General features: G+C 44.5%; 19 protein-coding genes and 1 tRNA gene. 13 read left to right on the forward strand and 7 right to left on the reverse strand.

Translation table 11 applies throughout. The features are described from left to right. Window positions 1-277 precede the first annotated feature (277 nt). On the forward strand, window positions 278-466 hold the full coding sequence (locus NDI42_RS20355) for a hypothetical protein (protein WP_190459951.1): 189 nt from the start codon (window positions 278-280) through the stop codon (window positions 464-466). On the opposite strand, the gene ispD is transcribed toward NDI42_RS20355, so the two are convergent. Beyond that, window positions 452-1,138: a 2-C-methyl-D-erythritol 4-phosphate cytidylyltransferase gene (gene ispD / locus NDI42_RS20360; RefSeq protein WP_190459954.1), complete on the reverse strand. Its 687-nt coding sequence runs from the start codon at window positions 1,136-1,138 to the stop codon at window positions 452-454. The genes NDI42_RS20355 and ispD overlap by 15 nt on opposite strands. Window positions 1,139-1,234: 96 nt before the next feature. On the opposite strand from ispD, the gene NDI42_RS20365 reads away from it, so the two are divergent. Beyond that, the gene (locus tag NDI42_RS20365) at window positions 1,235-2,197 is read left to right on the forward strand and encodes a glycosyltransferase family 9 protein (RefSeq protein WP_190459956.1); all 963 of its coding nucleotides are present in this window, start codon (window positions 1,235-1,237) and stop codon (window positions 2,195-2,197) included. Between the two features lie 60 nt (window positions 2,198-2,257). Beyond that, window positions 2,258-2,878, forward strand: coding sequence for a D-glycero-alpha-D-manno-heptose-1,7-bisphosphate 7-phosphatase (locus tag NDI42_RS20370; protein ID WP_190459959.1), 621 nt, complete (start codon window positions 2,258-2,260; stop codon window positions 2,876-2,878). Between the two features lie 21 nt (window positions 2,879-2,899). Here the strand turns inward: NDI42_RS20370 and NDI42_RS20375 are convergent, their stop codons facing one another. Further along, on the reverse strand, window positions 2,900-3,820 hold the full coding sequence (locus NDI42_RS20375; protein ID WP_399318271.1) for a carbohydrate ABC transporter permease: 921 nt from the start codon (window positions 3,818-3,820) through the stop codon (window positions 2,900-2,902). A 245-nt stretch (window positions 3,821-4,065) separates the two neighbouring features. On the opposite strand from NDI42_RS20375, the gene NDI42_RS20380 reads away from it, so the two are divergent. The 8 genes from NDI42_RS20380 (at window position 4,066) to NDI42_RS20415 (ending at window position 14,751) form a co-directional block, all read left to right on the forward strand. Beyond that, the gene (locus tag NDI42_RS20380; protein ID WP_190459961.1) at window positions 4,066-6,465 is read left to right on the forward strand and encodes a sensor domain-containing protein; all 2,400 of its coding nucleotides are present in this window, start codon (window positions 4,066-4,068) and stop codon (window positions 6,463-6,465) included. Window positions 6,466-6,531: 66 nt separating this feature from the next. Then, window positions 6,532-6,915, forward strand: a complete 384-nt coding sequence (locus NDI42_RS20385) for a hypothetical protein (protein WP_190459963.1) — start codon at window positions 6,532-6,534, stop codon at window positions 6,913-6,915. A gap of 157 nt (window positions 6,916-7,072) precedes the next feature. Then, window positions 7,073-7,879, forward strand: coding sequence for a FecR family protein (locus NDI42_RS20390; RefSeq protein ID WP_199311462.1), 807 nt, complete (start codon window positions 7,073-7,075; stop codon window positions 7,877-7,879). A 186-nt stretch (window positions 7,880-8,065) separates the two neighbouring features. Beyond that, window positions 8,066-10,570 carry an EAL domain-containing protein gene (locus NDI42_RS20395; RefSeq protein ID WP_190459968.1) on the forward strand — a complete coding sequence of 835 codons (2,505 nt, stop codon included), beginning with the start codon at window positions 8,066-8,068 and terminating at the stop codon, window positions 10,568-10,570. Between the two features lie 62 nt (window positions 10,571-10,632). After that, entirely contained in the window at window positions 10,633-11,229 is a 597-nt protein-coding gene (locus NDI42_RS20400) for a DUF4129 domain-containing protein (protein WP_190459969.1), read from the forward strand. Then, window positions 11,226-12,338: a DUF4350 domain-containing protein gene (locus NDI42_RS20405; RefSeq protein WP_190459971.1), complete on the forward strand. Its 1,113-nt coding sequence runs from the start codon at window positions 11,226-11,228 to the stop codon at window positions 12,336-12,338. Before NDI42_RS20400 ends, NDI42_RS20405 begins: the two co-directional genes overlap by 4 nt. A gap of 103 nt (window positions 12,339-12,441) precedes the next feature. Then, complete coding sequence (locus NDI42_RS20410) at window positions 12,442-13,389, forward strand: AAA family ATPase (RefSeq protein ID WP_190459973.1); 948 nt, start codon at window positions 12,442-12,444, stop codon at window positions 13,387-13,389. Between the two features lie 54 nt (window positions 13,390-13,443). Further along, window positions 13,444-14,751, forward strand: a complete 1,308-nt coding sequence (locus NDI42_RS20415) for a DUF58 domain-containing protein (RefSeq protein ID WP_190459975.1) — start codon at window positions 13,444-13,446, stop codon at window positions 14,749-14,751. Window positions 14,752-14,873: 122 nt separating this feature from the next. Here the strand turns inward: NDI42_RS20415 and NDI42_RS20420 are convergent, their stop codons facing one another. Continuing rightward, window positions 14,874-15,854 (reverse strand): stage II sporulation protein M, encoded by a 981-nt coding sequence (locus NDI42_RS20420; protein ID WP_190459977.1) that lies wholly within the window; start codon window positions 15,852-15,854, stop codon window positions 14,874-14,876. A gap of 78 nt (window positions 15,855-15,932) precedes the next feature. On the opposite strand from NDI42_RS20420, the gene NDI42_RS20425 reads away from it, so the two are divergent. Together NDI42_RS20425 and NDI42_RS20430 are read left to right on the forward strand one after the other, a co-directional pair. Next, complete coding sequence (locus tag NDI42_RS20425) at window positions 15,933-16,769, forward strand: DUF975 domain-containing protein (RefSeq protein ID WP_190459979.1); 837 nt, start codon at window positions 15,933-15,935, stop codon at window positions 16,767-16,769. A 66-nt stretch (window positions 16,770-16,835) separates the two neighbouring features. Beyond that, window positions 16,836-17,624: an RDD family protein gene (locus NDI42_RS20430; RefSeq protein ID WP_190459982.1), complete on the forward strand. Its 789-nt coding sequence runs from the start codon at window positions 16,836-16,838 to the stop codon at window positions 17,622-17,624. A 363-nt stretch (window positions 17,625-17,987) separates the two neighbouring features. Here NDI42_RS20430 and NDI42_RS20435 read toward each other — a convergent pair whose 3' ends face one another. The 4 genes from NDI42_RS20435 to NDI42_RS20450 form a co-directional block, all read right to left on the reverse strand. After that, the gene (locus tag NDI42_RS20435) at window positions 17,988-19,367 is read right to left on the reverse strand and encodes a hypothetical protein (protein ID WP_190459983.1); all 1,380 of its coding nucleotides are present in this window, start codon (window positions 19,365-19,367) and stop codon (window positions 17,988-17,990) included. 231 nt (window positions 19,368-19,598) lie between these two features. Further along, a tRNA-Leu gene (locus NDI42_RS20440) sits at window positions 19,599-19,680 on the reverse strand. Window positions 19,681-19,753: 73 nt separating this feature from the next. Beyond that, on the reverse strand, window positions 19,754-20,536 hold the full coding sequence (locus tag NDI42_RS20445; RefSeq protein ID WP_190459985.1) for an SDR family oxidoreductase: 783 nt from the start codon (window positions 20,534-20,536) through the stop codon (window positions 19,754-19,756). 225 nt (window positions 20,537-20,761) lie between these two features. Then, window positions 20,762-21,046: a DUF427 domain-containing protein gene (locus tag NDI42_RS20450; protein WP_190419754.1), complete on the reverse strand. Its 285-nt coding sequence runs from the start codon at window positions 21,044-21,046 to the stop codon at window positions 20,762-20,764. Window positions 21,047-21,070: the final 24 nt, after the last annotated feature.

The following is a 21,070-nucleotide window of genomic DNA, read 5'->3' on the forward strand; positions in this document are numbered from 1 at the left end:
AGTCGGTAATGCTTATTTTACTTTTTGGTGCAGTAGTTTATCTTCAGCCGTTTACAGCCGCATCTCACCTCCTTTCTATGTCTTCTGACTGATGATGCTTGCTGTTCTAAAATAGCAAAGTTCTAATAACTAGGGCATCTTGGTATACCAGCTCCCACCACCCTATGTTTCTGTCGGAAGATGGAGCGTTACGGGGATCAGCCAGTGTTACGTTAGTTTACAAGTTTTTAAAAAAATTGAAATTACTGATAAGAGGTTAGCAGTGCCTAACAGAAAAATGAAAAAAATCAAAGAAAAAAATGTTTGGAGCGATATAGACTTTCAGAAAGTTAAGCAAAGAATTAATAAAATAACTCAGAAGCTGGAAGAGGTTCAAAGCAAGTTTGAACCCCAGGAGGACAAATTCAACTCGATCCCGCAGGAATTTAATCAAAGCGATCGCATTGAAAAATCAAATCGTTCCTAAGCGCTGACGCAAAATAAATTCAGCCAAACTCAAATCCATCGGGGTCGTCACCTTCAGATTCGTCTCTTCCCCTTGCACAATCTGTACTTTTAAACCGCATTTTTCAAACAAAGCAGCATCGTCTGTAACTTCCCAGTGTTGCGATCGCGCTTCGGCATGGCACTGTTGTAACAAATCAACCTTGAAACCTTGAGGCGTTTGCGCCGCCCACAACTGTTCTCTATTGGGCGTACTCTCAATTAATCCGGTTGCATCCACTACCTTAATCGTATCTTTCACAGGCACAGCAGCAATTAAGCCGGGAACCTCCACAAGTGCCTCAGCACAGCGATCTAGCAGTTCGGGAGTTGCTAGACACCGAGCGCCATCATGAATTAATACTAACTGAGCAGCTGGTAGTGCTTGCAAGCCGTTATAGACAGATTCTTGCCGTGTAGTCCCACCGACAATCAGCTGCACAGGCTTAGTCAGAGAAAGCTCAGCTAAAATCTCCTTAAAGTCGGGAAAGTCATCAGGGTGAGCAATCAAACCGATCCAGCGAATGTGCCGTGAGGCTTCCGCCGCTAGGAGAGTCCAGGTAATCAAAGGTTTACCCAGTAACATTAGCAGCAGTTTGTTGCGATCGCTTCCCATCCGCCGCCCCATGCCCGCGGCTGGAATTAATAAGTGCATAATTCTCCTGTTTTAGCCATTAGTTCTTTCGGCGTAGGGTGTTATGGGTATATATTCCCTTAAAATTAGGCTCAGAAGTACCCTCAGTAACTCGAGATGAGAATACTAGCCCTTGTTCCCGGCGGAATTGGCGACCAAATTCTATTTTTCCCTACACTGGACGATCTAAAACGGAATTACCCCGAAGCCCAGATAGATGTGGTTGTGGAACCCAGAGCAAAGGGTGCATACCGTGTTTGCAAGTCTGTCGATGAAGTCATAGCCTATGATTTTAAGGGTAGCAATGGCCCCGCAGACTGGGGAAATTTACTCGGTATCATCCGCGATCGCGAGTATGATATCGTCCTCTCTTTGGGGAGTAGGTGGAGTGTAGGCTTGTTGCTATGGCTGACTGGCATTACCACCAGGGTTAGCTACAGCGGCCCAGGCAATTTGTTCCTTACAAACCCTGTACCCCTGAAGCCAGCCCAGTATGCCGCCCATATGTACCACGACTTGCTGCAAGGTGTAGGCATAAGTTCCCCGTGTCCGCCACTAGCGATTAATGTGCCTAAAAAAGATATCGAGTGGGCAGAAATACAACAGCGACAGCTGGGTATTGATGAAACTGGCTACATCCTGATTCATGGTGGTTCTAGTGCCTTGGCTCAGTCCAAGGGAATTGATAAAATCTACCCAGCCAAGAAATGGCAGCAGATTATTCAAGATATTCAACAGCGACAACCTGAATTGCCAATTGTTATCCTCAAAGGCCCAGAAGATGAGCAGTTGGTCAGCGAACTGATGCAAACCTGTCCGGGTTTGAAGGTGAGTTCACCACCGGATATCGGGAAGTTAGCGGCTACGATCGCTGCTGCTAATTTAATGTTGTGTACGGATAGTGCGCCGATGCACCTAGCCGTAGCTGTTGGGACTTACACGATTGCGTTGTTTGGCCCGACGGAAGCGAAGAAATTGCTGCCCCCAGATAGCGATCGCGTTCGCGGTATGCAATCCTCCACTCGTTGGATTGCTGACATTGCTCCGGCAGACGTTCTAGATAAAATTTGGAACACATAAAGAATTAAAAATTAAAAATGCGAAATTTTTAATTCTTCCTATACTTCAGTGTGGAAACAAATGGCTAGATCGGCAGTATTTTTGGATCGAGATGGCGTTCTCAATGTCGAAGCTGGGTATATTCACCAAGTAGAGGATTTGCATCTGATACCTGGTGTGGCTCAGGCGGTGCGACAACTCAACGATCGACAGATGTTTTGCTGTCTCGTCTCCAACCAATCTGGCCCCGCCAGAGGCTACTATCCGGCTAGTCATGTTGATGCCCTGCATTTGCGCCTAGCGCAGCTACTCCAGGCTGAAGCTGGGGCGCATTTAGATGCTTTGTATTACTGCCCTTATCTGTCTCCAGAAGAAGGAGGAACGAATCCAGAATTTACCCGTTGGAGTACCTGGCGCAAGCCAAATACTGGAATGTTGGTGGCGGCTGCTTGGGAACACGACCTTGACATAACAAGTAGCTTTATGGTGGGGGACAAAGCCACAGATATTGACATGGCGCACAATGCTGGTTGTACGGGGATTTTAGTGCAAACAGGCTTTGGCGATCGCGTCCTCACTGGTGATTACCAGCACCACACCAAACCCGATTACATCGCCCCAGATTTAGCAGCTGCCGTTGACATCATACTGAAAAATCCTCGTTCCCACGCTCATGGGAACGAGAATAAAAGAAAATTGTGAGGCTGGAACCAACGAAAGTTTTTAATTTGGTATTTTATTTGTCAGCTTCAAATTCAAAATCGACAAGCCTAAGATTACCAGAAACAGCACCAATCCAATTGTGCAAGCATAGCTCATTTCTAGTTCTTGAAAAGCCTGCTCGTAGAGGTAATAAACAATCGTTTTGGAACTGTTTAACGGGCCTCCCTGAGTCATAATATAAACTTCTTCAAAAACTTTAGTAGCCGAGATAGCAGAAATCACAGCTACCAGCACCAGATACGGTTTCATCAACGGAATCGTAATGTCCCAGTGCTTACTGATACCATCAGAACCATCAATTGCCGCCGCTTCATAAACATCCGCTGGGATAGATTGCAACCCAGCTAGATAAATCACCATGTAATAACCTAACCCCTTCCACACCGTCACCGCCATCACGCTAAAAATTGCCCACTTAGGACTGGTTAGCCAGGGAATTCCGGATTGTAGAAATGGGATGAATCGTGTCTGGTTAATCATCTGATTTAGCAGACCATTTTCCGCATAAAGCCACTTCCAGGAAAGTCCAGCAACCACCATCGAAATTACTACGGGCGTATAATAAAAAGCTCTAAACCAGCTGATCCCACGCAGCTTTTGGTTTACTAAAATCGCCAGCATCAGAGGTGCTATAACTAAAATTGGCACCACACCAGCAAGATACAACAGTGTATTTCTGAGAGTCTGCCAAAATACCGCGTCTTTCCACAACAACCGGAAATTCTTAAAACCCACCCACTGCGGCGGTTGACTTAGATCGGTGTACTCGGTGAAGGACAGGTAAAATGCTTGTAATGCAGGCCAAAAAACGGTCAAGCCCAAGACTAATAAGGCTGGAAACAAAAACAAATATGGAATTAGTTGTTGTTTATTAACGATCCAATTTTTCGGTATCCAATGAAGCATATTAAAAGTAGTCATTGGTCATTAGTCATGGGCTAATAGCTAATAGCTATTAGTTTATTGCCATGAACGATTAATCATTAGCTATTAGCCAATAACTAATGTTTAGCAGGGTGTAGTCTATTTTACTGTTGTCTGCCTAGTAAAGCTGGTAAAGGTAGTTTAATATACATTAACGTTGGTTTAATTAGGTATAGTAAATTACAGCCTGATTTTAGCCAACGAGCATTCTAGCACCTTTACATTTTTTATTCTTATGGGAGATGTTGGAAGTGGAGCGGTTAAAACCAGTTGATCTTCAGCAGCAGATACAGGTACTGGAAACACCGTTTGATATCACGAATGCTTTGCAGGGAGAAGACGCCTGTAAAGAGAGCCGCGAAGCGGTATTGCTCGTAGCACGCGCCTTTTCTACCCTGATGAGAAACCTGCCAGGCATAGCGTACCGCCGCCGCAACGACCAGAAATGGACTATAGAGGATGTCAGCGAGGGCTGCTATCAGCTTACTGAATATCATCCCATAGAACTAATTGGAAACCAGCGAATCTCCTGGGAGCAACTCATCCATCCCGACGATCGCTCCTCAGTATGGAACGATGTACAAGCTGCTTTGGAAGAGAATAGCCAATATCAGCTGGTATACCGCATCACAACAGCCTCCGGGTTAGAAAAATGGGTTTGGGAGCAGGGTTGTGGGGTTTCAGGATCGGGAGAACTGCTAGATTTAGAAGGCTTTATTATCGACATCACCGAGCGTAAGCAAGCCGAGGAGGCCTTGCGGCAAGCAGAAGCAAAATATCGCAGTATCTTTGAAAATGCAATAGAGGGCATTTTCCAAACAACGTCACAAGGGTGTTACATCAGCGCTAATCCCGCACTGGCACGCATTTATGGATATGAGTCACCAGCTCAACTCATGGCGCGGCTAACCGATATTGAGCATCAACTATACCTCGATCCGAATCGGCGGGCATATTTTGTCCGCCTGCTGCAAGAAAACGATGCTGTTTCCGAGTTCGAGTCGGCTGTATATCGAAAAGACGGTAGTGTAATTTGGATTTCGGAAAATGCCCGTGCTGTGCGCGATCGCGAAGGCAGGTTGCTTTACTATGAAGGCACGGTGGAAGACGTTACCGAGCGCAAGCGAGTTAAAGAGCAGCTGCGAGAACGGGCATTTTACGATGCTTTGACAGGGTTGCCTAACCGAGCATTGTTCAGGGAACGCTTGAGTCAGGCGGTGGAGCGAGCTAAACAGTTTAAAGACTATTGTTTTGCTGTGTTATTTTTGGATTTAGATCGCTTCAAGCTGGTGAACGACAGTTTAGGACACCTGGTTGGCGATAAATTATTGGTAGCGCTGGCTCGCCGTCTAGAAACCTGCATCCGCACCCAAGATACCGTAGCTCGTTTGGGAGGAGACGAATTTACCATCCTCCTAGAAGGCATTGAAGATGTTAGTCACGCCACCAGTGTCGCCCAGAGAATTAACGCAGAACTCACATCCCCTTTCCACATAGACGGACACACAGTTTTCACCGCCGCCAGCATTGGTATTGCCCTCAACCGGAGAGACGAAGAGGAGGTAAGGGACAAGGGACTGGGGACAAGGGACTGGGGACAAGGGACTGAGGGACAAGGGACTGGGTACAAGGAAATCCCCAATCCCCAATCCCCAATCCCCAATCCCCAATCCCCAATCCCCAATCCCCAATCCCCAATCTCCAGCACTGAAGATGACCTTTTGCGCGATGCCGATAAAGCTTTATATCGTGCTAAAGCATTGGGTAAAGGACGCTATGAGGTGTTTGACAAAACCGTGCACCAAAGCACTCTTCCCATGTTGCAGGTAGAAACTGATCTACGGCGGGCAATTGAAAATCAAGAATTTCAAATCCAGTATCAGCCAATCGTCTCCCTTTCTAGTGGCAAGATTACAGGCTTCGAGGCGCTTTTAATGCTTTGGCATCCCCTCAAAGGCTTCGTACCCACTGCCGAGTTTATGCCAATTGCTCAAGAAACAGAATTAATGATCCCGATTGGCTGGTGGATGCTCCGCCAAGCCTGTCGTCAACTAATTTCATGGCAGCAGCAATGCCATGAGCAAAAATTAACTCTTCATGTGAATCTGTTTAAAAAGCAGTTTTTGCAACCAGACTTCCTATCGCAAATTGACCAAGCGCTTCAGGACATGAATCTCGATGGAAGTAGTTTGCATCTAGAAATTCCTGAAAGTTGCTTGCTGGAAAATGGCGAATCTGCACCACAAATTTTAGCGCAGTTAAAAAAACGTAATATTATTGTCTGTATTGATGACTTCGGCAAAGGTTATTCTTGCTTGAGTCAGTTGCATCAATTTACCGTCGATGCTCTCAAGTTTGACCGTTCGTTATTGGCAACAGACAAGCGTACCCGCGAAAATCCCTTCAGAGAAAAAAGCAATTGGAATAATGAATATAGGCTGCCAATTGTACAGGCAATTGTAATGCTGGCTCACAATCTGGGGATGAGTGCGATCGCCCAAGGCATAGAAACAGCCCAAGAGCTGGCTGAACTCCAGCAGATGAAGTGCGAATATGGTCAGGGAAACTATTTCTTTGAGCCGATGGACGCAGAATCAGTTGGAGCTTTAATAAACAGCTGTCAGCTAATTGCTAATTTCTAAGAATCTGTGTAAAACTGCTGTGAGTCGTTTATTACCAAAGAGTCGCACCGCGATGTCAGCGCCACGATGCAGCCGTTGAAACCAACCCTGCTTGGGTTACTGCAAGCTTTGATTTTTCTATCTGTGAGCTGGCTGGTAAATAAACCTTCCCGTTCTCAAAATCTTAATCTTGAACCTATTCTCCAACCTCAGACGGAAGACGGCGTGACTGTTCTGGGACAGCCGTGTGAAAATCCCTATGTAGTTGCGATCCCCTCCTCCAATCCCCAGATTCTCGAAAAAGTGCAGCAGTATGCTCCCTCTGCATTTTTAACCGATTCGCCGCTGGGATTATATATCCAAGCTGGCTCTTTTTCTGACAGAGCGCCAGCAGAAATTTTGAGTCTTACACTGCGACAGTACAACCTAGACGCACGAGTTGCTTATCTACCAGTACCTTGTAACCTATAGGGGGGGGAGGCATTGCGTCTTCACTTTATAAAAGACATTCTGATTAGGGTAGACCTACAGCTAAAATTTTATGAATTTGTCTTTTTTAAATTTTATTTTTCAACCGCATTCCCAGCAGCGGAAAATAAATAGTTTTATTTATTTTGCATTAATATGCTTGACTTCTAATTTTTTAGTTGTCCAAAAACCAAGTTTTGCCATCCAAGAAATACGAGTTAATCGCTGGCTGGAAGTCCGACAAATGATCGGTAATGTAATTTATTATCAAGGAAGTAAATCTTTTGCGGCTAGGCTTGGTACGCGACTTCAGAATGTCGGCGATGCGATTGAAACTGGTGCCAAATCCAGTGCTGTTATCGCTGTAGACACGGAAATGGGTGTTATAAATGTTTCCGAAAAAACAACCGTGCGCGTCCAAGAGTTACACAGTACAGGGGACGGAGGGCGAGTGACGCGCTTGCAAGTAACAGGTGGACAAGTCCGCTTGCGATTGTTGCCATTTACTAATCCGGGTTCGCAACTGGAAATTCAGACTCCGGCTGGTGTCAGTGCGGTGCGCGGAACTGAATTTGGTGTAATTGTTCATCCTGATGGGAAGACAGGGGTAGCAACCCGCGAGGGTAAGGTTCTCACTATTTCTCAAGGAAAAGGTGTCTTAGTAGGTGCTGGGTACTCGATTTTGATGATACCTGGTCAAGCGCCTTCAGCTCCGGTTGCTCTGACTGGGGATGTTGGGGATGCGAGTTTGAAACTTCAATTGCTGACGACTGAGGCTAACCAGATGGCACGCATTACAGGTAAGGTGGAGGCGACGAATCTGGTGAGTATTGCTGATACTCCTGTAGCTACAAACTTGAACGGGCAGTTTGATGTGAAGGTGCCAATACCTTTTGATCGTCGTATAGAGGCTGTTGTGACAACACCTTTGGGAAAGCGACAGGTGTATGAATTGGCAGTGCCTTAAAGAAAGGAAATCAGATTGTAAGTTATTTACTGGTTTTCAGGCGTAAGTGCGAAGGAAGGATTCTTGAAGGTTGTGTCTCCACCCTCACAATATAAAAAGTTACGCAACATGTAAGGCGACAACCTCACATTTTGCATTCCCAGGCCGCAGCCAAGGAACGAGAATAGATTTTTAGGGTTGTTACTAATGGCATCAGAAGATCGCAATATGGGGGAGAAAACCTCTCCTAGACAGCCACATTTTTTAAACAAAAGTGAGTTGGGTGACGAAAATCCTGACTCAGTAAAAAAATGGTGGTGGCGATCGCTTGGGGGTGCGATCGCTACCTTATCTGTCGCTGGTGGTTCTGTTCTGGGTATTTGGCAACCATTAGAACAAATTGCCTACCGTGGTTTATTCCACCTCCGAGGGTCAATTAATTGGGATGAACGGGTGGCCTTAATTGTCATTGATGATGCCAGCTTAAGGGAACTGGGTCGCTTTCCCTGGCCTCGCAAGCAATACACCAAGTTAGTAAATAAATTGTCTTCGGCAGAAGCGAGTGTGGTGGTGATGGATGTGCTGATGCCGGAAAGTAGTCCGGATGATGGAGAATTGGCGGCGGCGATGCTGCGGCAAGGTCGGGTAGTATTAGCGCAGGGGTGGGACGCTACTGGTGCTGCTTTGCTTCCTACGCCAGTGCTGAGAGAAAGCGCGATCGCTTTGGGTCATGTTTCAAACACTCCAGACACTGATGGCATAACTCGCAAAGTCAGCCCGCAATTCGGAGGCGTGCCGATTTTAGGGATTACGGGCCTTCGGGTTTACGCCCTTACTAAAGAGTCGGTGAAACTACCAAATATGAATCGACCCCTGTGGGTGAATTGGCCGGGGTCGATGAGTCAGATGCCGCAATATTCCTTTGCTTCTGTAGTTCAGGGCAAAGTACCTGCGAGTGTCTTTAAAGGCAAAATTGTTTTGGTGGGTGCCACAGCACTTGGTCTTGACCCGATAAATACGCCGTTTGACGGTCATCCCCCAGCGAGTGGCGTTCACCTTCACGCAGCGGTTGTTAATAATATTTTGCAACAAAACTATCTGCGAATTGTAGATGAGCGATCGCTGCTGGTTTACCTGCTGTTGGGCGGGCTAGTCTTGAACTGCTCTCTCAGCGTCTGGAATGCTAAGCAACAACTGATCGCAGTTGCGAGTCTTTGTAGCGGCTGGGTGATGCTGAGTTTACTGCTGTTGCACACTGGTTACTTGATACCGATAGCAACCCCTTTGGTATTATTTGGTTTAACGGCAATTAGTTTGAGCGTCCAAGAGCGGCTGAAGATGAAGGCCCAGCTGCAACGTATCGAAGGGCAGCAGCAGCAAAGACGGCTTTACGATTCCTTGACAAGTTTACCAAATCGTGCGTTATTTCAGGAGCGTTTGCAGCTGGCTGTAGAACGTTCCCAGGAGTGGGAGGATGATTTATTTGCCGTTTGTTTGCTGGATCTGGATCGGTTTAAGGTAATCAACGAGAGCCTAGGGCATACGGTGGGAGATCAACTGCTAGTAGCGATCGCTCACAGGCTATCTAGCATTATCCGCCCAATCGATACAGTGGCGCGTCTTGGTGGAGACGAATTCACCATCCTGCTTGAAGATATCCACGACTTAAGCGATGCTACCCGCGTAGCTGAGGATATCAATTCTGCACTAGCAGCACCGTTTCACCTCAACGGATATGAGATATTTGCCACCACAAGCATTGGTATTGCCGTAAATAGCAGCAGGGGACAGGAGGAGAATAGTAAATCCGACCTTTTGCGCGATGCTGATATTGCGTTGTATCAAGCAAAAGCGCAAGGTGGAGGGCGTTATGTAGTGTTTGATGCGAGTGTGCAAAAAGATGCGATCGCGCTTTTGCAATTAGAAACAGATTTGCGGTTGGCAATAGGCGCTTTAATCAATACGCCATCAACAATCAGTGAATTTGCAGTATATTATCAGCCCATTGTCTCTCTCTCTACAGGTAAAATTACCGGGTTTGAGGCGCTGGTGCGCTGGCAGCACCCAAGGCGGGGTATAGTTTACCCAGGCGACTTTATCCCGGTAGCAGAAGAAACTGGACTAATTGCTTATCTAGATTGGTGGGTAATGGGCGAAGCTTGTCGTCAGGTGCGTGCTTGGCAAAAGCAATTTTCTAGTAATAATCCCCTGACGATTGGGATTAATCTTTCTAGCAGGCAGTTTGACCAATCTGATATGGTTGAACGGATAGACGAAATTATTCGGGATACTGGCTTGGAGAGTAGCAGTTTGAAGCTAGAAATTACCGAAACCTGCTTGCTGGAAAATGCCGAGAAAGCGATCGCGCATTTTGAGCAGTTGAAAGCTTTGGGAATTAAACTAGCAATTGATGACTTTGGCACTGGTTACTCATCCTTAGATCGTCTGCATCGCCTACCTATTGATATCTTAAAAATTGACCGTTCTTTTGTTAATTCCAGAAGCGATGAGACGGATAAATGGGAGATTGTGCGAACAATTATTATGCTGGCTCGTAATTTAGGGTTGGATGTCGTTGCTGAAGGCGTGGAAACGACAGATCAGTTATTTCAGCTTAAGCAGCTGCAATGTGACTATGGGCAGGGATACTTTTTCTCTAAACCTGTGGACGCTATGGCTGCTGAAGCGTTGTTGGTTTCACAGTTTCAGTAGTAAGTAAGGTGGCATTGTCCGACTTACAGAATATCGCTTGCTACAGACATATAAATAAACTTATGGCTACAGGTTCTTTTGAGAAAAATAGTTTTAGTTGGCAGATACAACAGCTGCAACAACGAATTCAGGAGTGGGGAGAAACGACAAATTTTCCCGGCTTAAATAAGATGTCCCTACCATCTTGGTTGAATTCTCCTATTTTACAAACAATTGCTAAATTCGCCTTTTGGACGCTCCTAGGTTTATTCTTAATCTGGGCTATTTTGCAGATTGGGCAAATGTTGCGTCCTTATTTTTATACTGCTAGAACCCAACCGAAACAGTCAGATGTGACTACAAAAAGGTCAGAAAATGAATTATCCCTTGCTCGTTGGTTAGAGCGATCGCAAAAATTCCAGCAGCAAGGTAACTACCGCGAAGCCTGTCTGTGTTTATATATGGCTATGTTGCAACGATTAAGTGACACTGGAATTGTCCCTCACCAACCCAGCCGAACTGATGGGGAATATCTGCAATTAATCCAAAATTTACCCCAGCAAAACCCCTATAAAATATTGCTTATGACGCACCAGCAGCTATGTTTTGGAAATGGGGAAGCTTCGCGCTCAGTCTTTGACAAGTGCCAGCAAGCTTATCGGGAAATTGAGACATTATGAAATCAAAGCGGCGATTATGGATATTCGGAGCGATCGCTATTGGCGCAATAATCCTGATAACTTTCCTAGCTGCTCCTGCCAATAATCAGCAGCAAAGCGGTTCTACTTATGCCCGTGACCCCGCTGGCTATGGCGCTTGGTACGCTTTCATGTCAGAACGGGGAAGCCCTATCCAGCGCTGGCAAAAACCTTTTGAGGATTTAGTTGATAGCGAGGCGAAACCTCCCATTACCTTGTTGCGCGTCTACAGCCAGCTGGAAGCGCCAATTTCAAAAAAAGAGCGAGAATTGGTTGACAAAGGTAATACTTTGGTGCTTCTGGGAATCCGGCATCCAGTTACAGAAGCCGCTTTTAGTACCCGCCATAATAGCCCGCAGGGAATCATAAAGATTGACACGCGGCGAAGAAAAATAGATGCGGAAGGACTTTTAAGCGATCGCTTTGGTGCCATTGTCTGGGAAGAAAGTATCGGCAAAGGAAAGGTCGTTTACGCCACTACACCCCATCTAGCCGCTAACGCTTATCAAGACTTCAAAAGTAACTATAAATTTCTAGCACAAATTGTCACTGAATCGGGAGAAACGAACAAATTATCAATTCCCAACCAGCTGTTAGTAGATGAATATCTCCACGGTTACAAAGATCCAGAAGTAATCAAGCGGGAACAAGGGGAAAATATAATTATTTATTTCACAAAAACTCCTTTATTTCCAGCTTTAATACCAGCATTCATCCTCCTACTCGTCGCCATCTGGGCTGGTAATCGTCGTTTTGGACAACCTCTCACTTTGTCAGCACCAATAATAGACAATAGCGTTGCTTACATCCAAGCACTAGCAGGTGTCTTGCAAAAAGCTAATAGCACTGAGTTTGTTGTCGAGGTGGTAGGCAAAGAAGAACAGTTACAATTGCAAAAAGCTTTAGGATTAGGACAGGTTCCCCTCGACCATCAATCTCTTATACAGGCTTGGGTACAACAAACCGGACATCCAGCGACCGAACTGGAATCATTGCTAAATTCACATTCCCGAAAATCTAAAATGAGTGAGTTAAAATTGTTAGCTTGGTTAGAAAAATGGGAGCAAATTCGTCGTAGCCTTCCATCTTAGGAGCGTGGAGTCAACAAAATGCAATGTTATTTGGTAGGGTGGGTTACGCTTACGAAGCACTCTACAAATTTTAAAAAATGGGGAAATTATTAACAACTAAATTATGAACGAAGCCACTATATTTACCCGCCTGGGTCAAACTTTAGATAAAATAATTGTCGGTCAATCTTCCCTGGTACAGCAGTTACTAATAGCGCTGCTAAGTGGGGGACACGTAATTATCGAGGGAGTACCAGGAACGGGGAAAACCTTACTGGTAAAAGTGCTGGCAAAGTTGATCCAAGCAGATTTTCGGCGGATTCAGCTAACACCGGATATTTTGCCATCAGATATTCTAGGAACGAATATTTTTGACATAAACAGCCGCAGTTTTACCTTGAAAAAAGGCCCAGTTTTCACCCAAGTTTTGCTGGCGGATGAAATTAACCGCACACCACCAAAAACCCAAGCAGCGCTGTTAGAAGCAATGGAAGAACAGCAGGTGACGCTAGATGGGGAAACTTTGCGGCTGTCTGATTTATTTTGGGTGATTGCTACCCAAAATTCTCTAGAATTTGAAGGAACTTATCCTCTACCAGAAGCGCAATTAGACCGATTTTTATTTAAACTTGTTGTAGATTACCCAGATACAGCAGCAGAAAAGCAAATGTTGCTGAATGTTCAATCCGGGTTTCGCTCAAAGGCGATAGAATTGGCTCCTCTGAAACCTCTAGCAACAGTAGAGCAAATTATTAGCGCTCGTCAAGCTGTTCAAGCTGTCAAAGTGGAAGATAATATATTAGATTACTTGTTGTCTTTGGTGCAGCGATCGCGCAAACATCCCGATATCACCTTGGGGGCTTCCCCTAGATCGGCTGTAGCTTGGTTGCAAACAAGTAAGGCGCAAGCTTGGTTAGCAGGGCGAAATTATGTCACTCCTGATGATGTGAAGGTAGTTGCGTCGCCGCTTTTGCGTCACCGCCTGATCCTGAAACCAGAGGCGCAGTTGGATGGGATACAGATTGACTCTGTAATTGCGTCGCTACTCAATCAAGTATCAGTACCAAGGTAAATATTAACTTTTCCAGGCGATCGCTTGGGAAGGTGACACATCTTGCGAGGTTTTATGATTCCTTCACAACGCCTCTATTTTCTATTGCTGCTAGGAATTGCGATCGCTATCATACTAGCTATCATTTGGGACGAAAAAACCAGCATTCTTATCACCCTGCTATTCGATATTTTGATATTACTTCTAGCTGTCTGGGACGGACAACGGGTGAAGTCGAACGCTGTAAAAGTGACGCGCTATCCGTTACAGCGACTTTCGATTGGGCGGGATAATCCGGTTGTTTTATCCGTGCAATCGGGGAAGCAGTCGGCTAAAATCCGCTTGCGCGACTACTATCCGTTAGAGTTTCAGGTTTCTAAACCAACCCTAGAAACAACAATCGACCCCAACAGCACCCAGGAACTAACTTATACTGTGCGTCCAGATAGTCGCGGTGAGTTTGTGTGGGGAGATATTCAAGTCCGCCAGCTGAGTCCTTGGGGCTTAGTTTGGCGCGACTGGAAGATCCCGGAAAGTCAGGAAGTCGCAGTTTATCCAGACTTAGTGGGGTTGCGATCGCTTTCAATTCGCCTCACCCTAGAAAACACTGGCACAATGCGCCAATCCCGACGTTTCGGTATGGGTACTGAATTCGTCGAACTGCGAGAATATGGTATCGGTGACGACACCCGCTTAATTGATTGGAAAGCAACCGCCCGCCGCAGTCGTCCACTGATGCGCGTCTTGGAACCAGAACGGGAGCAAACTCTGATTATTTTACTCGACCGGGGACGCTTGATGACGGCACGAGTAGAGGGTTTGAAGCGTTTTGATTGGGGAGTAAATAGCACTCTCTCCCTAGCACTAGCTGGGTTAAATCGGGGCGACAAAGTGGGAGTCGGCGTTTTTGACCGCGAAATAATTACCTGGATTTCCCCGGAACGAGGTCAGCATCAGCTATCCAAACTAACTGAACGTCTTACCCCCATTCAACCAGTGTTGTTAGAACCCGACTATGTTGGTGCTGTAACAAAATTGGTAACTCAGCAAACTCGTCGCGCCTTGGTAGTTCTAATTACAGACATAGTTGATGTCACCGCTTCCGCTGAACTGCTTGCTGCACTAAGTCGCCTCACGCCCCGCTACTTACCTTTTTGCGTCACTCTGCGCGATCCTCAAGTTGACCGACTGGCGCACACCCCCACCCAACAAGTTGAAGCTACTTATACTCGTGCTGTCGCCCTAGATTTACTCGCCCAGCGCCAAGTAGCTTTTGCCCAACTCAAGCAAAAAGGTGTTTTAGTGTTGGATGCACCCGCCAATCAAATCAGCGAACAACTCGTAGACCGCTATCTGCAACTCAAAGCCCGCAATCAGTTGTAATACCATAGCAATCCTTCTGTTTCTTCTCTTCGCGTCTTTTACGTCTAAAGAAAAAATTGTAGTTGAGTTGTGAGCCAGCCCTTCAGATCCCCGACTTCTTACAGAAGTCGGGGATCTCGCCCTCACGAATCCTTTAGGGCTGCTATATTATCAAATGGTTTACGGCTGCAATATATTATTAAAAGGGTAAAAAGCACTATACCAGTAACATACTTAATCGCAGATGGAACCACTGGACTTGGCGAGAAAAAACCTTCAATAGTACCAGCAATAATCAACATGGGTACAATGCCAAATAATAACTGAGCCGCCTGCAAACTATGAACTTTTAGCGCATCAGCGCGACGATATTTACCGGGAAAAAGAATAGCTCTACCTATCAATAAACCAGCCCCACCAGCTAAAAAAATCGCCGGTAATTCCAGGGAACCGTGAGGAAAAACAAACGCCCAGAAAGGGTAAGCCAAATTATGTTGAGCAACTAAAGCAGCGATCGCGCCAATATGCAGCCCGTTGAATGCCATGAGAAATATCGTATAGGCACCAGCAGTGATACCACCACCAACGGCACCAAAGGATACCGAGATGTTGTTAATCATAATGCTGCTGGAAGCTAAAGGTTCAATTCCGACAATCGACCCCATCCACAATTCTTGGCGATCGCGTACCTGTGAAATCAATTTTTCTGGAACAAGCAGCGACAAAAACACCGGATCTTGCCAAGCAAACCACCATGCAATCAGCGCCGCCAAGAAAAAAATCGCCGTCGCTACCGCCGTGTAACCAAATGTCTCTTGCACCACCGCCGGAAAACCCCAACGCACAAAATCCCGCACCGCTTCCCATTCCTGACGGCGCGAACCTTGATAAATCTGGTTGTATGCACGAGATGTTAATTTTTGCAAATCTTGCACGAGGATATTTCCCACGTTGTTTGTCTTTGCTCTAGCCAAATCTGCCGCTACAGAACGATATAAACTAGCTAGAGCCCCAATTTCCGATGCTTGCAGAGACGCAATCCCTTTTTTTTCGACTTGTCTCAAAAGGGCATCTAAGCGCTTCCAGTTCGGTTCCCGCCGCGCAATCCAACGTTGAATATTCATGAAATTTCCCCAGAATTCTCCCAGACTTGGCCTAAGATAGCGTTAAATTTTGCGCCTCACACAACTGGAGAAATCCTCATGTCTAAGAATCCCAGCTTTAGCCAACCCACAGGGCCGCTGAGTGTGGGCAATGTCGTTAGTGCTGCTTTGCGGATTTATCGCGATCGCTTCAAGTTATATTATGGTCTGGCGTTCACCGCTTATCTGTGGATATTAGTTCCGATTTATGGTTGGGCGAAATTCTCTGCAATCTCAGCGCTAATCTCGCGTCTTGTTTTCAGTGAATTACACGAACGTCCGGAAACAGTAAATGATGCCCGCCGTCATGTCAATCCTCGGATGTGGCGTTTCCTCTGGGCAGGAATCTTGGTTAGTTTGATATTTTTTGGGATAGCGCTCGTCGCCAGTATTGGCTTCGGTCTCCTGGTAGTGGTACTGGGTGCTATCCTTGGGCAGAATCCTACGGCAATTATCATTGTGAGTCTGCTGACAGTTATTGCCGTAATTGTCTTTTTGGTTGTATATATCCGGCTTATTTCCCGGTTGTTTATCGTGGAAGTGCCGTTGGCGATTGAGAATAATATGACTGCAAATTCAGCAATTAGTCGCAGTTGGCAATTAACGGAGGGATTTGTCGGGCGGCTGCAATGGATAGTTTTTGTTTCTTTTTTAATCACTCTGCCTATATCCATTGTTGTTCAAATAGTTACAGCTATCATTCAATTGCTATTAGGTGCTTTGTTTTCCGCAGATTCTCCCATCTTTGGCTTGCTGTATTTAGTGCTGGTTTTAGCGATCAGCTTAGCAAGTGGGGCGCTTTTAATACCCTTCTGGCAAGCGGTTAAAGCAGTTATCTATTACGATCTCCGCAGTCGCCGGGAAGGTTTGGGTTTGAATTTGCGCGATAATAATTAGGTGTTATACCTATCTTCGCAGACTGACACTATTACCTAATTTAATCTCAAGCTTTGCTCAACTGCTATGCACTTTTTTAATCGAGTTACGCTCCAAACTCCGGAAAGCGTAGAACTGGACTTTACTTTAGCAGGAATTGGCAACCGAGCTTATGCGCTGTTTATCGACTATATTTTCTTAAGCGCAATTCTGCTGGTCTTCCTAATCGTTTGGGCAGTATTTTCTATTCAATTAGTAGCTATAATTGAAACTATTGCTTTAAATAACAGTAGTTTAAACCTTTGGCTAATAGCAATTCTGTCCTTAATTACCTTCTCCATTTATGTAGGTTATTTTGTTTTTTTTGAAGCCTTCTGGCGGGGACAAACACCTGGTAAGCGCTATGTCAAAATTCGCGTAATTCGTGATGATGGTAGACCGATAAGGCTACAACATTCAACGCTGCGAGCTTTGCTACGACCTGTTGATGACATCTTGTTTCTGGGAGTGTTTTTAATTACACTTACCCGAAAAGAGAAGCGCCTGGGAGATTTGGTGGCGGGAACTATTGTGATTCAAGAAGAACAGCAAGTTACTACTAAAACTTTCTCAGTTTCCGAGAATGCAGAAGTTTTGGCTAATAAGTTGCAAATGGAAGCGGATTTGTCAAGCTTATTGCCAGAAGATTTTGCTGTAATTCGAGAGTATTTACAGCGGCGTGAGGCGATGATTCCGGAAGCAAGAACTGAGTTAAGCCGAAAACTGGCTAAACAGGTTAAAGAAGTCATTGCTTTGGAAAATGTGCCGCCTGGAGTAAGCGCTAATTTATTTTTGGAGGCTGTATATTTGGCATATCAGCAGCAATCATCAACCTGATAGAAAAATAGTCGGGACGCACGTCTGTACATCCCGACTATTCTTTAGTAATGCGGATGAAAGGACTTGAACCTTCACTTCTTGCGAAACTAGAACCTAAATCTAGCTGTAAAAAGCGTGAAACCCTTGATTTACAAGAATAGTCAATAATAGTCAATCTAATGTTTTCTATAAAGACTTCCAGAATCTATAAACTCACAATCTCCTAAAAGGTTAGCTGTAATTAAACGAGCTACTCTACTTCTATTCCAATAAGATGTATGAGAACTTGTTAATCCTTTAGCCATACCACTGAAATTTTATACATTGAATTTATTAGTTGAGTATTTGACGCTTATCCTGATCTTGATAGTTATTTGTAAATTACTTTTTTTGAGTTTTCTTATACATTATTATTTGGTGACTAATTGCAGTATAGTTGTTTTGATAAGTAACGCGCTTCTCTTTAGCTATAGATTCAACAAATGTACTTTGAGGAATAAGTTTTAATAAATTAATGGATTGTTCTAGCCTTGATTGGGCTTTCAACCATATTTCTATAGAATGAGGAGGGTTTTGAACAATAACAGCAGCTTCATATGCTAATTCTTGAGCAGTTTTTAAGTTATCTGCTGCTTTCTGTTCGATTAAAATTCTTTGAGTAATAATAGAATGATTTTGTTGATAAGTAGTAAGTTTATCTTTTACTTTAATATAGATAGGTGAATTTGGAGGAATTACTTCTAATAAATCGATCGCTTCCTGCCATTTAGATTCTATCTGTTGCCAAACCTCTACTGAATGAGGTGGATTTTGAGCAAGAATAGAAGCTTCCATAGCTTTTTTTTGTGAAGCTTCTAGTTTTAGGTTGACAGAAAGTAATTCATCATTTACATTAGTATTTTCTGGACTTTCATTAGTAGTCTCTGAATTAGATACTACCTGTTCTTGATTAGCGAAGCTTTGGGGTAATATATTTTTATTTTCAATTGCTTCACTTTCGTTGTTATTAGTGTCTATATTTTTAGTAGCAACTATTGGTTGATATTGAATTTGCCTTAATTTTGAAACAATAGCATTTAAACTTATAAAACTTGCAAATGTTAAAAGTATTATTAACTTTAAGTTTTTCTTCAAAAACTCTTGTCTTATTTGTTTTTTCTCTAACTGCTTCCTTAATTTAGGGTTTTTGAGGCACTCTTCTGCTAAACTTTTTACATTGCTATTTTCAGATATTAGTATGTTGATTGTCTTAATAAGAAACAGTAGCACCGAGAGTTCTAAGCTTTTTTTACTTTCTTTTTTACTGTTCTCGAATAAAGCATTTACCATGTTATCAACACCATCTCCAAGTAAGTTTTGACCTACTTCTGAGGCAACATTTGATATAACAGGAATTGGCATAGTAACTGTTCTTAGGTTAAATCCTAACGTAGCTTTACCAAATCCAATTGCAAATTTTCCAGTACGAGCAACAGTATGACTAACAGTATCAACAACAGTATCAACAACAGTATCAACAACGTTTCTAGATGCATTTTTTTTGATTTCAGTATTTACCTTATCTTTTATTTGCATCAACTGATTTTCAATATCAATTAGTTTATTAGCCTGTTGTTTCATCAACTCAACACTACCAAAAATTAACTTAGGACTTCCTTTTAGGTAAGTTCTATCAATTTGTAACCTATCTATTATCTGATTCAAAATTAATTGTTGATCTTGAGAAAGTTCCACTAAGTTCTGTTGTTTAACGTCAGACATTTTAAAACTCTAAGTTAATACTGGTAATAAAATACAACAGATAAAGAAATTAAAAAATTGTGAGTTCTACTGAAAATTATTCTTTAGTATTTATGAAATACGTATTTTTACGGTTTACACTGTCTTTAAAAGCATAATCATTGACCCTAAGTAAAACTACTTAGCCTCTATAACCAAAGTAAAAAAGGTTCCAGCCATCTAACAAAGCTGAAACCTTTATAGTGTATGTAATGCGGATGAAAGGACTTGAACCTTCACTTCTTGCGAAACTAGAACCTAAATCTAGCGCGTCTGCCAATTCCGCCACATCCGCATGGTGCGATCGCTATCATAGCAAAAACTTTCACCACTGGCACCATTTTTTTGCAAACACGCTAATTTCCGTTCTACCCCACCAGCAACGACTGGGTGCCATCAATCCAGATTTCCGTGCCGCTGATGTGGCTAGAATTATCGGAAGCTAGAAATAATACTAGCTGAGCCACTTGCTCAGAGGTTCCAGATTTACCGTCTGTTAAGGGAATTTGTCCTTCGGGATAGTCCACAGGTTGCCGAATCTCGTCCAATTCGCGACGCTCGGTATTTTGGTCTATATTTGTGTCAATTGCCCCTGGACAAATTACATTGACTCGAATCTTTTGTTCCGCCAGTTCCAGCGCCACCATTTTAGTAAAGGCGACCTGGGCGGCTTTGGTGCAGGCGTAGGCTGTCGCACCCGTGTTGCTAAACATCCGCGTGCCGTTGACGGAGGAGGTGACAATCACGGAACCGCCTTGCTTTTTCAGATGAGGCACGGCATATTTGACGGTAAGGAAGGTGCCTTTGAGGTTGACGTCAATCGTTTTATCCCATTCTTGGGGTGTCAAATCCTCCAGCGATGCCCAGACACCGTTAATTCCTGCATTGGCGAAGACTATATCTAAGCGTCCCCACTGATTTACCAATTGTTCCACAGCTTGTTGCATCTGCTCTGGCTCGGAGATGTCAGCCTTCAAAATCATGGCTTCTCCGCCAGTTGCCTGAATGTCGCTGACAACTGCTTTGAGTTCGTCGTCACTTCTACCTAATGCGCCTATTTTCGCGCCTTCTTTCGCCAGCAGCACCGCCGCAGCTTTGCCAATACCCGAACCAGCACCCGTGATGAGTGCCACTTTTCCTGTAAGTTGCATCGCCCCCTCCTCTGCTTTGATTTAATGGTTTAACAAAAAAGAGGAACATTACATCCGTCTACTGGGGGAAGGATATCTTTGTGCTTCCCAGTATCCGCCTGGGAGTGGCTATTTTGTTAGCGAAGCGCCGCTGTGGGTCAGATTACAGTAACACCCCGGAGGCTGAGCCTGCTCTAGGAGCGTTCCCAGGCCGCAGCCCAGGAACGGGAGTTGGGGGGAGCTTTTTTAAGCTTCGACTTTTACACCTTTCCAGAAGGCGATGTAACCCTCAATGTTCTTGGCTTTGTCTTTTGCCTGGGGATAGTACCAAGCCGCATCTTTATTAACCTGCCCATCGACTTCGATGGTATAATAGCTGGCTTGCCCTTTCCAGGGACAACTTGTATGGGTGTTGCTTTCTTTGAAATATTCCCGGTTGATGGAGTCGGCTGGGAAGTAGTGGTTGTTTTCCACTACTTCGGTGCGATCGCTTTCGGCTAAAATTGCACCATTCCAAACTGCTTTTGGCATAACTTTACTTTGCTTCGTGATCTA

Source organism: Funiculus sociatus GB2-C1 (assembly GCF_039962115.1).
Lineage (GTDB): Bacteria > Cyanobacteriota > Cyanobacteriia > Cyanobacteriales > FACHB-T130 > Funiculus > Funiculus sociatus.